The sequence below is a fragment of the Acinetobacter chinensis genome (genome assembly GCF_002165375.2).
Taxonomy (GTDB): Bacteria; Pseudomonadota; Gammaproteobacteria; order Pseudomonadales; family Moraxellaceae; genus Acinetobacter; species Acinetobacter chinensis.
On the sequence record NZ_CP032134.1, the window covers coordinates 2,609,131 to 2,622,806 of the forward strand.

Annotated in this window: 13 protein-coding genes; 7 read left to right on the forward strand and 6 right to left on the reverse strand. The window is 42.5% G+C overall.

All coding sequences use genetic code 11. The features are described 5' to 3' along the window. The first annotated feature begins 111 nt into the window (after positions 1-111). Together metH and CDG60_RS13310 are read left to right on the forward strand one after the other, a co-directional pair. A complete protein-coding gene (metH, locus tag CDG60_RS13305; protein ID WP_087511939.1) occupies positions 112-3,801 on the forward strand; it encodes a methionine synthase in 3,690 nt (1,229 codons plus the stop codon). 242 nt (positions 3,802-4,043) lie between these two features. Continuing rightward, positions 4,044-4,973: a TIGR02391 family protein gene (locus CDG60_RS13310; RefSeq protein WP_171405458.1), complete on the forward strand. Its 930-nt coding sequence runs from the start codon at positions 4,044-4,046 to the stop codon at positions 4,971-4,973. Here CDG60_RS13310 and CDG60_RS13315 read toward each other — a convergent pair. Together CDG60_RS13315 and CDG60_RS13320 are read right to left on the reverse strand one after the other, a co-directional pair. Beyond that, positions 4,970-5,344 (reverse strand): endonuclease domain-containing protein, encoded by a 375-nt coding sequence (locus CDG60_RS13315; RefSeq protein ID WP_087511941.1) that lies wholly within the window; start codon positions 5,342-5,344, stop codon positions 4,970-4,972. The two genes, CDG60_RS13310 and CDG60_RS13315, sit on opposite strands and share 4 nt — an antisense overlap. 102 nt (positions 5,345-5,446) lie before the next feature. Next, positions 5,447-6,667, reverse strand: a complete 1,221-nt coding sequence (locus tag CDG60_RS13320) for an MFS transporter (RefSeq protein WP_087511987.1) — start codon at positions 6,665-6,667, stop codon at positions 5,447-5,449. 103 nt (positions 6,668-6,770) lie between these two features. On the opposite strand from CDG60_RS13320, the gene CDG60_RS13325 reads away from it, so the two are divergent. Beyond that, entirely contained in the window at positions 6,771-7,553 is a 783-nt protein-coding gene (locus CDG60_RS13325; protein ID WP_087511942.1) for an AraC family transcriptional regulator, read from the forward strand. A 14-nt stretch (positions 7,554-7,567) separates the two neighbouring features. Here the strand turns inward: CDG60_RS13325 and def are convergent, their stop codons facing one another. Beyond that, positions 7,568-8,053, reverse strand: a complete 486-nt coding sequence (gene def / locus CDG60_RS13330; protein WP_087511943.1) for a peptide deformylase — start codon at positions 8,051-8,053, stop codon at positions 7,568-7,570. Between the two features lie 211 nt (positions 8,054-8,264). On the opposite strand from def, the gene CDG60_RS13335 reads away from it, so the two are divergent. Both CDG60_RS13335 and CDG60_RS13340 read left to right on the forward strand, forming a co-directional pair. Further along, positions 8,265-8,468 (forward strand): amino acid transport protein, encoded by a 204-nt coding sequence (locus CDG60_RS13335; protein WP_087511944.1) that lies wholly within the window; start codon positions 8,265-8,267, stop codon positions 8,466-8,468. Positions 8,469-8,707: 239 nt separating this feature from the next. Then, positions 8,708-9,982, forward strand: coding sequence for an MFS transporter (locus tag CDG60_RS13340; RefSeq protein ID WP_087511945.1), 1,275 nt, complete (start codon positions 8,708-8,710; stop codon positions 9,980-9,982). A gap of 138 nt (positions 9,983-10,120) precedes the next feature. Here CDG60_RS13340 and CDG60_RS13345 read toward each other — a convergent pair whose 3' ends face one another. From CDG60_RS13345 to pnuC, 3 genes are all read right to left on the reverse strand, one after another. Then, positions 10,121-10,612: a DUF2505 family protein gene (locus CDG60_RS13345; RefSeq protein ID WP_087511946.1), complete on the reverse strand. Its 492-nt coding sequence runs from the start codon at positions 10,610-10,612 to the stop codon at positions 10,121-10,123. A gap of 113 nt (positions 10,613-10,725) precedes the next feature. After that, positions 10,726-10,998 (reverse strand): hypothetical protein, encoded by a 273-nt coding sequence (locus CDG60_RS13350; RefSeq protein ID WP_087511947.1) that lies wholly within the window; start codon positions 10,996-10,998, stop codon positions 10,726-10,728. A gap of 59 nt (positions 10,999-11,057) precedes the next feature. Further along, positions 11,058-11,642, reverse strand: a complete 585-nt coding sequence (pnuC, locus tag CDG60_RS13355) for a nicotinamide riboside transporter PnuC (protein ID WP_087511948.1) — start codon at positions 11,640-11,642, stop codon at positions 11,058-11,060. A 197-nt stretch (positions 11,643-11,839) separates the two neighbouring features. Here pnuC and CDG60_RS13360 point away from each other — a divergent pair, with 197 nt between their 5' ends. Together CDG60_RS13360 and CDG60_RS13365 are read left to right on the forward strand one after the other, a co-directional pair. Continuing rightward, positions 11,840-12,628 (forward strand): crotonase/enoyl-CoA hydratase family protein, encoded by a 789-nt coding sequence (locus tag CDG60_RS13360; protein ID WP_087511949.1) that lies wholly within the window; start codon positions 11,840-11,842, stop codon positions 12,626-12,628. Between the two features lie 138 nt (positions 12,629-12,766). Beyond that, positions 12,767-13,663 carry an alpha/beta hydrolase family protein gene (locus tag CDG60_RS13365; protein ID WP_406565289.1) on the forward strand — a complete coding sequence of 299 codons (897 nt, stop codon included), beginning with the start codon at positions 12,767-12,769 and terminating at the stop codon, positions 13,661-13,663. Positions 13,664-13,676: the final 13 nt, after the last annotated feature.

Sequence of the window (13,676 nt, forward strand, 5' to 3'; positions counted from 1 at the left end):
AGTTTCTGCAAATTATGTCCAGTTTGGCAGAGCATCGCTGAATTTGAATTAAATCATGCTGAACTCTGCTAATATATTGCCGATTTTATATTCCATCGGATTGGGTTATTTATGTCCACGCTTGCCACATTAAAAGAGCTTCTCGCCAAACGCATCCTGATTATTGACGGTGCGATGGGTACCATGATTCAACGCCATAAATTAGAAGAAGCCGACTATCGTGGTGAGCGTTTTGCCGACTGGGCATCAGACCTTAAAGGCAACAATGACCTTCTGGTTCTGACACAACCGCAAATCATTCAGGGTATTCATGAAGCCTACCTCGATGCGGGTGCTGACATCATTGAAACCAACTCGTTCAATGGTACAAAAGTTTCGATGTCGGACTATCACATGGAAGAATATGTCCATGAGATCAACTTTGAAGCGGCACGTATTGCCAAAGCGGCTTGTGAAAAATATTCGACCCCTGACAAACCACGTTTTGTCGCAGGTGTACTTGGTCCTACATCACGTACCTGTTCGATTTCTCCAAATGTAAATGACCCTGCATTCCGTAACATTACTTTTGATGAACTCAAAGAAAACTATATTGAAGCTGCACATGCCTTGATCGAAGGTGGTGCAGATATTCTGCTGATCGAAACTGTATTCGATACGCTGAACTGTAAAGCAGCAATTTTTGCAGTGAAAGAAGTGTTTAATCAGATTGGTTATGAATTGCCATTGATGATTTCAGGCACGATTACGGATGCCTCAGGTCGTACATTGACTGGTCAAACTGCGGAAGCATTCTGGAATTCAGTCCGTCATGGTGATTTATTGTCGATTGGTTTTAACTGTGCGCTCGGTGCAGATGCCATGCGTCCGCATGTCAAAACCATTTCTGATGTTGCTGATACTTTTGTTTCAGCGCATCCAAATGCAGGCTTGCCAAATGCTTTCGGTGGTTATGATGAAACCCCTGAAGAAACTGCGGCATTTATCAAAGAATTTGCTGAAAGCGGTTTGATCAATATTACAGGTGGTTGTTGTGGTACAACACCTGATCATATCCGTGCCATTTACAATGCAGTCAAAGACATCAAACCTCGCCAAGTGCCTGAAACCCAGCCTGCATGTCGTTTGAGTGGTTTAGAACCATTTAACATCACTGAAGATTCATTATTTGTGAACGTCGGTGAACGTACTAACGTAACTGGTTCTAAAAAATTCTTACGTTTAATCCGTGAAGAAAACTTTGCCGAAGCTTTAGATGTAGCCTTGCAACAAGTGATTGCAGGCGCACAGGTGATCGACATTAACATGGATGAAGGGATGCTTGATTCGCAAGGTGCGATGGTGCATTTCCTCAATCTTGTGGCTTCTGAACCTGAAATTTCTAAAGTGCCAATCATGATTGACTCATCAAAATGGGAAATCATTGAAGCAGGCTTGAAATGCGTTCAAGGTAAACCTGTAGTGAACTCAATTTCCCTCAAAGAGGGTTATGACGAGTTTGTACAAAAAGCACGTTTATGTCGTCAGTACGGTGCAGCGATCATCGTCATGGCATTTGATGAAACAGGTCAGGCGGATACCGCCGCACGTAAGCGTGAAATCTGTAAGCGTTCTTATGATGTGTTGGTGAATGATGTTGGCTTCCCTGCTGAAGATATTATTTTCGATCCAAACGTATTTGCTGTGGCAACAGGGATTGAAGAACATAACAACTATGCAGTTGATTTCATTGAGGCAACGGGTTGGATTAAACAGAATCTACCGCATGCAATGATTTCAGGCGGTGTGTCTAACGTATCCTTCTCATTCCGTGGCAATGAGCCTGTCCGTGAAGCGATTCACTCTGTGTTCCTTTATCATGCCATCAAACAAGGCATGACTATGGGGATCGTAAATGCCGGTCAGATGGCGATTTACGATGATATTGACCCTGAATTAAAAGCTGCGGTTGAAGATGTGATTCTGAATCAGAATCAGGGTGAAAGCCAACATGATGCAACTGAAAAACTGCTTGAAGTGGCAGAAAAATACCGTGGTCAGGGTGCAGCACAAAAACAGGTCGAAAATCTGGAATGGCGTGAGCTTCCTGTCGAAAAACGTCTTGAACATGCTCTTGTTAAAGGCATCACGACTTTTATTGATGAAGATACTGAAGAAGCTCGTTTAAAATCAGCGCGTCCGCTTGATGTAATCGAAGGACCATTGATGGATGGTATGAACGTGGTCGGTGACCTGTTCGGTTCAGGTAAAATGTTCCTGCCACAGGTAGTTAAATCTGCACGTGTGATGAAACAAGCTGTGGCTTGGTTGAACCCGTTCATTGAAGCTGAAAAATCTGGCGGTCAGTCTAAAGGTAAAGTCCTGATGGCAACCGTAAAAGGTGATGTACATGATATTGGTAAAAATATTGTGGGCGTGGTTTTAGGCTGTAATGGTTATGACATCATTGACCTTGGCGTGATGGTACCTGCTGAGAAAATTTTACAGACTGCAATTGATGAAAATGTCGATATTATCGGCTTGTCTGGTTTGATTACGCCTTCATTGGATGAAATGGTTTTTGTTGCTAAAGAAATGCAACGTAAAGGTTTCCATGTACCATTGTTGATTGGTGGTGCGACAACCTCTAAAGCACACACAGCAGTAAAAATTGACCCGCAATATTCAAATGATGCGGTGATTTATGTTGCCGATGCATCACGTGCTGTAGGTGTTGCAACGACTTTACTTTCTAAAGAAATGAAGCCGAAGTTTGTTGAGGAAACCCGTGCTGAATATGAAAAAGTCCGTGAACGTATTGCCAACAAACAGCCAAAAGCTGCCAAACTCACTTATGCAGAATCCATTGAAAATGGTTTAAAAATTGATTTTGCAACCAATCAACCTGCGAAGCCAAACTTCATTGGTACGCAAACCTTAACCAATTATCCGCTTGAAACTTTGGTGGAGTATTTTGACTGGACACCGTTCTTTATTTCCTGGAGTCTGGCAGGTAAATTCCCGAAAATTCTGACGGATGAAGTGGTGGGTGAAGCTGCGACTGATTTGTACAATCAAGCGCAGGAAATGTTGAAAGACATTATTGAAAATAAACGCTTTGATGCACGTGCGGTATTTGGCATTTATCCTGCCAACCGTTCTGCGGCAGATTCTGTTGAAGTGTATACGGAGGATGGCCAATCGGTGACACATACTTTCCATCATATCCGTCAGCAGTCTGACAAAGTGACTGGTAAACCAAACTTGTCATTGGCTGATTTTGTGGCAACCAAAGAGCAAGCGGAAGACTGGTTAGGTGGTTTCACCGTGTCGATCTTTGGTGCGGAAGAAATGGCGCATGAATATAAAGCCAAAGGCGATGACTACTCTGCAATTCTTGCGCAATCTTTAGGTGACCGTTTTGCTGAAGCTTTTGCGGAGCATTTGCATGAGCGTATCCGTAAAGAGTTCTGGGGCAACCAAGCTTCTGAAAGTTTAAGCAATGAAGAATTGATTAAAGAGAAATATGTCGGTATCCGTCCTGCGCCAGGTTACCCTGCATGTCCTGAGCATTCTGAAAAAGCATCTTTGTTTGATTGGTTAGGTTCTACCGATAAGATTGGTACGCAATTGACCACAAGTTTTGCAATGTGGCCACCGTCATCTGTCAGCGGTTTCTATTATGCTAATCCGCAGTCTGAATATTTTAATGTAGGTAAAATTGCTCAGGATCAGCTTGAGGATTATGCGAAGCGTAAGGGTTGGACAATGGATGAGGCGAAGCGTTGGTTAGCGCCGAATTTGGATGATTCGGTTCAGTAATTTATAAATCCTCCCCACCCCTCCTTTAAAAAGGAGGGAGTAAAAAAGCCCTCAATTTGAGGGCTTTTTATTTTTCAATCTCCCTAAATCCCTCTTTAAAAAAGAGGGACTTTCGTGTATCTAATGAATTACGTGACAGCTCCTCTCTTTTTAAAGGGAGGTTGGGAGGGATTAATGCAATGAAATAAATGACTATTTCTGCTAAATTAAAATCATTAATTTTTATTTAATCTTTTAAAATAATGGCTACTATAAAAGCATTCAAGCTAGCAAGTTTAGAATCTATATCTGATATTTTAGGCGAAACTAGTACAGGTTTAACAGGCACTCAAATTTCCAAATACTTGGCTGAGTGCAATATTTATGATCCTCAATTAAATTCAACTAAACGGAAGCGCTTATACGATGCCTTAGCTTTAAAGCAAAATAATGATAAATGTGCTAATAACATTCTTAATTTTTTGAAGCATGTAATGTGCCCTTCAAGACATATCCAAAATCAGGAATGGTTCTTTACAACCAGAAACCAACTGAATATAGCTCTTTCATTTGAAGGATTAGAACTTACTGAAAGTGGTGACTTTAAACAAACCAATCAAGTAAAAACTTTTTTTGAAGCTGAAGAAAGGGCTCAAAATTTAAGAAAAGTATTATTGGATCGAAAAATACATCCTGATGTTCTTACTTTTTGCAAGGCTGAATTGCTTGTTGATAATTACTTTCATGCTGTATTTGAAGCTACTAAAAGTATTGCAGAGAAAATTAGAATAAAAACCAACTTAACTTCTGATGGAGGTAATTTAGTTGATGAAGCATTTTCCTATAAAGGAAAAATTCCCCATTTGGCATTGAATAACCTAACAACTGAAAGCCATGAAAGTGAACAGAAAGGATTTATGAATTTACTAAAAGGTGTATTTGGAACATTTAGAAATACTACCGCACATGCTCCTAAAATAACCTGGGAAATAAATGAATTAGATGCCCTTGATATTTTATCAATGATTTCTCTAATACATCGAAAACTTGACAAAGCAATTGAAGCTAAAAAAATGTATGAGGGTCAAATATATTCCCCCCTAAATCCCCCTTTTCCAAAGGGGGACTTTTGCGTATCCAATGAATTGCGTGACAGCCCCTCCCTTTTTAAAAGGGAGGTTGGGAGGGATTAATCTGACTGACAATCTAAATTTTGATACACCACTTCAAAAACCTTTTCAACCACCCTATCAATTTCATTCAAAACCTGCCAATTATCAAACCTCAGCACCTTTAAACCTAACTGAGCCAAAGCCTCATCCCTCACCCGATTAGTATCTAAACCTTCCTCTGTATAGTGCTGACTACCATCACACTCAATGACTAAATTTGCAGATGGACAATAAAAATCCACAATGAAATTTAAAAGCGGTTTCTGCCGATAAAACTGTAATCCTAAAATCTGCTTATTTTGAAGTTTTGACCACAACAGTTTTTCTGCCTCAGTCATGTTATTTCGCAAGTCACGAGAGGCTTGTTTTAGATTTTTATTATAAGGTCTCATTACAATACTTATTACCAATCATAATTTTCCTGCCAAAATGCAATCGCGCCATCTTAGTTTGATAAGATAGCGCGATTAAAATTGAAGGTCAGCAGTATTCAACTAGTTTGCTTGCGTCTTCGGCAGGAAGAAGGTTGCCAAACCGAGTAAAGGCAATAACGAACACACGCCAAACACCCATTCAATACCTTTTACGTCAGCTAAATATCCTAAGCCTGCTGCGGCGATGCCACTCACACCAAACATCAGACCAAACATCAAACCTGCAATCATTCCGACCCGTCCAGGAACGGCTTCTTGAGCATAGACCACTATGGCTGCAAAGGCAGAGGACAGAACTAAACCTGTGATAATCGACAGTACAGTTGTCCAGAATAGATTGGCATGCGGCATCATCAACGCAAATGGTGCCATGCCGACAAAAGACACCCAAATCACCGCTTTACGTCCAATTCGGTCTCCAATTGGCCCACCAGCAAATGTACCTAGAGCCACCGCTGCCAAAAAGGCAAAGAGATGCAACTGTGCGCTTTGTAAACTGAGGTGGAACTTGTGCATTAAATAAAAAGTGAAATAGTTACTGATACTGGCGATGTAAGTAAATTTGGCAAACATCAACACGCAGATGGTCAGCAGTGCTATGACGAGTTGACGCCCATGCAGTTTGCTTTGTACTTGATGTGCTTTGGCAGCCAACTGTTTTTTACTGTGGCTGATACTCCAACGGCTGACACCAAACAGCACCCAGATCGCAAGTAAGGCAAATACAATCAACCATGCCACAGCATGCTGTCCAAAGGGCACAATAATCAGCGCTGCCAATAAAGGTCCAATCGCTGTACCTGTATTGCCACCGACCTGAAAAGTCGATTGTGCTGTACCGAAGCGTCCGCCCGAAGCCATTCGTGCCACACGTGATGCTTCAGGGTGAAAGGTCGAAGAACCCACACCAATCAATGCCGAGGCCATGAGCAGTACAATAAAATTCGGAGAAAATGCCAACAGCAAAATGCCGCTAAAAGTCACCACCATACCCAGTGGTAGTAAATATGGTTTCGGATGTTTGTCGGTATACAGTCCAATCCAGGGTTGCAGCAGCGATGCCGTAATTTGATAAACCAATGAAATCAATCCCACTTGTACAAAGCTTAAGGAAAAATTGGTTTTCAGCATCGGGTAAATAGCTGGCAAAACAGCTTGAATCAAGTCATTGAGTAGATGCGCAACCGCCACAGCTCCCACCACTTTTATGATCATGCCTTGTGGTTGCTCATTGATCGCAGCTTCGCCCATATCCTCTTTCATTTGAATTGAAGACGACATACCTCGTAAACTCCATATTTTTTCATCAGGCATTGATTGTAAAATGTCACTCATAAGACTATCTTCCAATAATCATTGTATAACTGACAATTTTAAATCACACATGCCAAATTCTCTGATTCAAACCGAAATGTCCGAATTGGTGATTGGTCTCTCTTCTGAGCATACCTATCGGGAAATTACCCCTTCACATACCCATTCACGGGCACAGTTTCTATATGCCTCGACAGGAATGATTCAGGTGTTCACGCTGAACCATGTCTGGATCGTGCCACCGATGTGCGCGCTGTGGATTCCGCCCAATGTTGAGCATAGTGTGATTTCATTAAGTCGGGTTAAACTTAATACAGCATTGGTTCAAGCTGATGCAGCTGCACTGCTGGGACAACATTGTTTTATTATTCGTGTCAGTAAGTTACTGCATGAACTGCTCATCCGGCTCAATGCGATTGAACACATTCCACCTTCAGAACTGATCAGCTCCGATGAACTGTCCCGATCTTTGCAGATTTTAATTTTTGATGAAATTCATAAAGCCAATCTGTTGCCTATTCAGATTCCGTGGCCACAAGATCGACGCTTAGTGAATATTTGCCAAGCGCTGTTAAGTACACCTGATCAGTTAAAAGATTTAAGCACATGGGCTGATGAAATTGGTACCAGCTCCAGAACCCTGATGCGCATGTTTCAAAAGGAAACGGGGCTTTCTTATCGAGCATGGGTTCAGCAAATGCATATTGCCCATGCCTTAAGTAAAATTGCCAGTGATGAATCTGTTGCACAGATTGCAAGATCTCTCGGTTACAGTAACCCGAGTGCGTTCAGTACCATGTTTAAACGTCATTTGGGACAGACCCCGCAACAGTTTAAATATAAGGATGAATAAAACAATACCCGCGGCTAAACGCCAAAGTGGTCGACAAATAAAATACCGTTTAGGTGATCCACTTCATGCTGCACAATCCGTGCTGGGAAGCCTGAAAACTCAGCAATCACGGGTTCACCCTGAAGGGTAAAATAGCGCACACGGATATGTTCTGCACGGGCAACCTGCCCTCGCTCATTCGGTACACTCAGACAGCCTTCTTCACCTGAGGCGGTCTGTTCTGACATTTCCATAATTTCAGGATTTACCATCACCACGGCGTCCATTTCAGGTGCATCGGGATAACGTGGATTTGGACGTGAAGCCACTATGATCAGTCGTTTGGACACATACACCTGTGGAGCGGCTATGCCGACACCATTTCGCTCAAGCATGGTCTGCTCCAAAGCATGTGCCAGTGCATTCAGCCACTCACTGCCAAACTCACTGTCCGCCACAGGTGCTGATACCAGTGTCAGTACAGCTTCACCCTGTTGTGCAACGGGTAGAACGTTATTCATATATCCTCTCATTTTTATACTGATCTTTCAGATGCTCACAGACGGACACCTGTGATCTGTTTATTTTAACACCGCACAGAATATGCAATATGAACAATTTCTGTATAGTTCTGAATTAAATAATAAAACAGTGAAATTTACAGTTCAGGTCTTAAGCTTTTTTTAATACTCTGTTTATATATTTCATTCAATAAAACATTTCAGTAAAAATATGGACACAACTGCACTTTTACTTGGGGTCATTTTCAGTTCTGTTGGCTTAGGCTATTTTATCTATGGTCGAAAACAGAAAATGAGTATGCCTTTTGTCTGTGGACTGTCATTAATGATTTTCCCTTATTTTATTGAAAACACACTCATTATGGGACTGACAGGATGTCTGCTCTCCATCATTCCCTGGTTGCTTCGGTTTTAAAGTTCATCTGCACCGAACAGCAAAAATTTTTCTTTAAGCGACACTTGATTCCGAGTGAAATCTGTCTGTAGATTCAATACATGCAATAACGGGTGAAGTTACTTATATATTTTTTATATAAAACAACATAATTCATAATTTTTTGTTTTTAATGCCACAATAAAGATTGATTATTCAACTAAAATAGGCTCCTTTAAAATCCATAATTTATCTGGTTATTTACGATTCAGGAAATGCGTATGCAAGCAAAACAGGGTCTCAGTCGTGAAGACAGACGCACTCTCGGGCTGTCCTCACTGGGAGGAGCACTGGAGTTTTACGACTTTGTCATCTATGTCTTTTACGCAAAAATCATTTCCGAGCTGTTTTTCCCAAGCGGTTTAAGCCCTTTCTGGGCAATGCTGAACACTTATGGAATTTTTGCTGCCGGATATTTTTTCAGACCCCTCGGCGGCATGATCATGGCGCATTTTGGTGATCTGTTTGGTCGTAAACGGCTGTTCAGCCTGTCTATTTTACTGATGGCATTGCCTACTCTGCTGATCGGTTTCATGCCAACTTTTGAAAGTATTGGCTATGCTGCCCCTTTACTGCTGTTGCTGATGCGGGTGGTTCAGGGGATTGCGATCGGAGGTGAAATACCTGCCGCATGGACATTTGTTTCTGAGCATGTCCCTGAAAAATGGATTGGTTTTGCCAATGGCTTACTGACCTCCAGTCTGTCATTGGGGATTTTACTGGGCGCATTAATGTCCCTGTGGATTTCACTCCAGTTCACCGAACTTCAGATCCATGACTGGGCATGGCGTATACCGTTTATTGTCGGTGGTGTTTTTGGTCTGATTGCAATGTATCTGCGCAGTTATCTGCATGAAACTCCTGTATTTAAAGCCATGCAGGCTAAAAAACAGCTTGCTGCCGAAATGCCGGTGAAACAGGTACTGGCAAAGCATAAAACTGCGGTTGTGATTGGCATGATTTTCACCTGGTTCCTGACCGGCTGTGTCGTCGTGCTGATTCTGACCATGCCTAATCTGCTGACTGGTGCTTTTGGTTTTGAACGTGCGGACGCGTTTAAAATGCAAAGCCTGGCAATTGTGATGCAAATGGTTGGCTGTATCGTCGCAGGGCTGCTCTGTGACCGCCTGGGGGCAGCCAGAGTCATGCTGGCTGGTGCTGCAAGTGTTGCAGTGGTTGCGACTGTGTTTTATAACAGCCTGGGCGTTGCTTCTGACCACACCATTTTCATGCTCTATATGCTGCTGGGTCTATGTTCAGGAACTGTGGGCATGGTGTCTTTCAGCATGGTGAAAATGTTTCCTGCTCAGATCAGGTTTTCAGGGATTTCTTTTTCCTACAACGTAGCTTATGCCATTGCTGGTGGTCTGACACTGCCTGTGGTGCAATGGCTCAGTCTGTACAGTAAAACCGGTGCGATGTACTACATCTGGCTAGTGTGCGCAGTTTCTATTCTAACTGCATTACTGTATAAAAAGCGTTTTGAACAGACCTGATCCCCTTCTGTCCAACTGATAACTGCATAGTAGAATCAGTCAGATTGAATAACGCGTTCTGCTTATTCAGCGTTTTTATTCAGTCCATAAAAAGCCAGGTTTTACCTGGCTTTTTAGTTGATGATTCTGTTCGTTTATTTACAGATTTTTTCTTAATTCATCTTCAACAATTTCAATTTCCAGATCACTGAATTTACGGATTTCACCTTCCGCATGTTTCTCCAGTAAACCACCGATAAGCGGAACTTTCACCTTGACCTGCCAGTCCAGCTGGATATCAATCTGCTGATCATTTCCACTGACAGAGCGGTCACAATGTGCTTCCAGTGGTAAGTTTGCACCGAGATCCACTGTGGAACTCAGTTCTGTCAGATGAGTGATATCGGTACGCTTTAAACGGAAAGCATCTTTCAGCATTTTCTTTGCAATATCAGGAATATTGACATCCAGGTTATAAGCCCTTTTCATGGTATAGATATCACCACGGACTACGGACTCTAAAATTTCAAGATTTTCTCCTGGAATCCTTTTACAAACGGCTTCATGCATAACTGGATCTGCTGCAAGGCGACGGAAATCATCCACCGAAACGCCCTGAATTGTGGCTTTAATGGTAAATTTATGCGCCATAATCATTCTCAATTTTGTTGTTTTGACATATTTTCAAACTGAAAAATACTTCTTCAGCAGATTTTATTTAAACACAGGTCTTTAAAAAATCATTGACCAATCACGACTGTTCTTTATTTTCGTATGCCATAACTGACCCTCAGTGTTCCCTCTGAGCTGATACTGATATATCGGTCTTTATATTCAATCTTCGCATAAAATTCATCTGCGCCATTGTCCAGTCCTGTTGCCGACCAGATCGTCGCTTTTGGAAAATCATTCAGCCAGGACGCTTTATAAAAATCAGATACTGAGTCAAAAATGCAGTATTTTTCAGGTTCTGCCATTATTTTTTCTGCCAGCTGTTCAAATTTTTGCAGCTGCATTTCTTTCATATTGATCAGCATTCAGATGTCCATTATGCAGAACCAGATTCAGTATTCATTTAGATATTTTTTCAATATGCTTAAATACCTTTAAAGCCCGTACTGGACTGTTTCTTTTTCACCTGTTCCCACTGATACCAGCCAAAAGCCGCCAGCCCAACAAATGCAGCATATAATGCAGCGGTCAGGTATAAATCTTTGTACAGGAACATCCCGACATACACGATATCCACAAACACCCAGAGCACCCAGGTGGCAATGTGCTTACGGCTGGTCCAGTAGGTCGCCAGCAGACTGAATGCTGCAAGCTGTGAATCAAGCATCGGAAGTGCAGCATCAGTAAAGTAATGCAGCGAAAGACCAAAGATTGCACCGCCCACAGCTGCCATAATCATCTGAATCAGCACTGTTTTTCCAGCAATAGGTTCAATCCGGATTTCATGATCCTGCTGTTTGCCCTTCAGCCAGTGATAAAACCCATAAAAATTGACCACTATGAAGAAAAACTGCAGAATGGTTTCACCATACAGCTTATATTCATAAAACAGCCAGGCATACAGAACAAAGGCAATAAAATTAAACAGCCAGCACCACATATTCCGCATAACGGTCAGACTTACGCCAATAAGACTGATAATAACCGAAAAAATTTCCAAAGCTGACATGTGTTGTACTGCCTGTATTTTAGTGGCGCTATTATGAAAAATTTCTGAACGATTGCAAACAGTTTCTCCTTTGCATTACTAAGTTTTAAATCCCGTTGAACACTTCAGACTCTGACCACAGTCGTTATAAAAATAGACTTGACAGTTTTCTAACGATCGTTTAAAAACTTAAAAAACAACCAAAGTGAGAACAAAAAATGTCAGCATCACAAGGAAAAGTCAGTCGTGAAGTCCGAGGTCATGTTTTCTTAATCGGACTGGATCGTGCAGATAAACGCAATGCCTTCGACAGCCATATGATTCATGATCTGGCTCAGGCTCTGACCGAATATGAAAATAATCCTGAACTGCGCTGTGCCGTTGTCTTTGCTCATGGCGACCATTTTACGGCGGGTCTGGATCTGGTGGAGTTACAGCCAAAACTTGCTGACGGCGTATTTAATTTCAGCGATGAAACTGTCAATCCATGGGGAACGGTTGGACGTCAGCGAACCAAACCACTCATTACAGCAGTTCAGGGCTATTGCTACACGGCGGGCATTGAGCTGATGCTGAACTCAGACCTTGTTGTTGCCAGTGCTGACACTCAGTTCACCCAGATTGAAGTCCAACGTGGAATTTTGCCTTTTGGCGGTGCGACCGTCCGCTTTGTTCAGGCTGCGGGCTGGGTTAAAGCCATGAAGTACATCCTGACAGGCGATCTGTTCTATGCCCAGACAGCACTTGAAATGAATCTCGTCACAGAAGTTGTGGATGGCAACAATCAGCTGATCCGAGCAATAGAACTGGCTGAAGGCGTTGCCCGCGCTGCACCTCTTGCTGTACAGGCAGCACTGAAGTCGGCACATCAGGCATTTCTGCAATCGCCCGAAGCTGCTTTTGCCAGTCTGCAAAGTTTACTGACGCCTTTACTGGCTTCTGAAGATGCTCAGGAAGGTGTCAGAGCCATGCTGGAACGTCGTGCCCCTCAGTTTAAAGGGAAATAAATGATCAGTTCAGTTGCCTTGCCTGAAACGTGGTTGTTCATGCAACAGCAAGGCAACTGAACTATTTTCCAACTTCTGACCGCTTGAATATCCCACTATTTTCAGCATATCTTTTTAATATATTCAGGAATAATCACGATGAGTATGCAGCAACAGAAAGCCTTTCTTCAGGAACAGAACGTCCGGGTTGAAACTGTCCACTTTAAAGCGCTGGATGGTTATGCACTGACAGGTATGCTCTACCGTCCGACCTCTGAAATAAAAGCCAGTATTGTTCTGTCCTGCGCAACAGGTGTACCGCAGGCGTTTTACCGCAGATTTGCCGAATACGCGACACAATCTGGTTATCAGGTTCTGACTTTTGATTATCGTGGTGTTGCGCTGTCTGCACCAGAACGTCTGAAAGGTTTTCAGATGTCTTATCTGGACTGGGGAAAATACGATCTGTCGGGTGCCATTGAATATCTGAGCCAGTCTGAACTGCCTGTTTATATGGTGGGGCATTCATATGGTGGACAGGCTTTAGGACTGACTTCCAATCACGACAAAGTCAAAGCTATGTATTGCTTTGGAACAGGTGCAGGTTGGCATGGTTATATGCCTTTCAAAGAAAAAATCAAAGTTCAGGTGATCTGGAACCTGATTTTCCCTCCAATGGTTGCAGTCAAAGGCTATCTGCCGTGGAGTATGTTAAATATGGGCTCAGATTTACCCAAAGATGTGTATAAAGAATGGCGCAGATGGTGTAAAAACCCGACTTATTTCTTTGCTGATCCTGCCCAGGCCGAACTGCACCATCTGTATGAACAGGTTAAGACCCCTATTTATGCGGTTTCTTCACTGGATGATGACTGGGCGCTGCCAAGCTCCCGCTATGCCTTTATGCAGCACTATAAAAATGCTCCCATGAAATTCATTAACATTTCCGCAGATGATTTCGGCTTAAAACAGATTGGTCATATGGGATATTTCCGTAAAGGTGCTGAACCGCTCTGGGACACGATACTCAATACATTTGATGAAATTTCAGCTTAATCTGAAGGCAGAT

Excerpts from the sequence above, each read along its gene's own strand:
- metH (WP_087511939.1), top strand. The coding sequence starts at position 112 with ATGTCCACGCTTGCCACATTAAAAGAGCTTCTCGCCAAACGCATCCTG.
- CDG60_RS13310 (WP_171405458.1), top strand. The coding sequence starts at position 4,044 with ATGGCTACTATAAAAGCATTCAAGCTAGCAAGTTTAGAATCTATATCT.
- CDG60_RS13315 (WP_087511941.1), bottom strand. The coding sequence starts at position 5,344 with ATGAGACCTTATAATAAAAATCTAAAACAAGCCTCTCGTGACTTGCGA.
- CDG60_RS13320 (WP_087511987.1), bottom strand. The coding sequence starts at position 6,667 with ATGTCGTCTTCAATTCAAATGAAAGAGGATATGGGCGAAGCTGCGATC.
- CDG60_RS13325 (WP_087511942.1), top strand. The coding sequence starts at position 6,771 with ATGCCAAATTCTCTGATTCAAACCGAAATGTCCGAATTGGTGATTGGT.
- def (WP_087511943.1), bottom strand. The coding sequence starts at position 8,053 with ATGAATAACGTTCTACCCGTTGCACAACAGGGTGAAGCTGTACTGACA.
- CDG60_RS13335 (WP_087511944.1), top strand. The coding sequence starts at position 8,265 with ATGGACACAACTGCACTTTTACTTGGGGTCATTTTCAGTTCTGTTGGC.
- CDG60_RS13340 (WP_087511945.1), top strand. The coding sequence starts at position 8,708 with ATGCAAGCAAAACAGGGTCTCAGTCGTGAAGACAGACGCACTCTCGGG.
- CDG60_RS13345 (WP_087511946.1), bottom strand. The coding sequence starts at position 10,612 with ATGGCGCATAAATTTACCATTAAAGCCACAATTCAGGGCGTTTCGGTG.
- CDG60_RS13350 (WP_087511947.1), bottom strand. The coding sequence starts at position 10,998 with ATGCTGATCAATATGAAAGAAATGCAGCTGCAAAAATTTGAACAGCTG.
- pnuC (WP_087511948.1), bottom strand. The coding sequence starts at position 11,642 with ATGTCAGCTTTGGAAATTTTTTCGGTTATTATCAGTCTTATTGGCGTA.
- CDG60_RS13360 (WP_087511949.1), top strand. The coding sequence starts at position 11,840 with ATGTCAGCATCACAAGGAAAAGTCAGTCGTGAAGTCCGAGGTCATGTT.
- CDG60_RS13365 (WP_406565289.1), top strand. The coding sequence starts at position 12,767 with ATGAGTATGCAGCAACAGAAAGCCTTTCTTCAGGAACAGAACGTCCGG.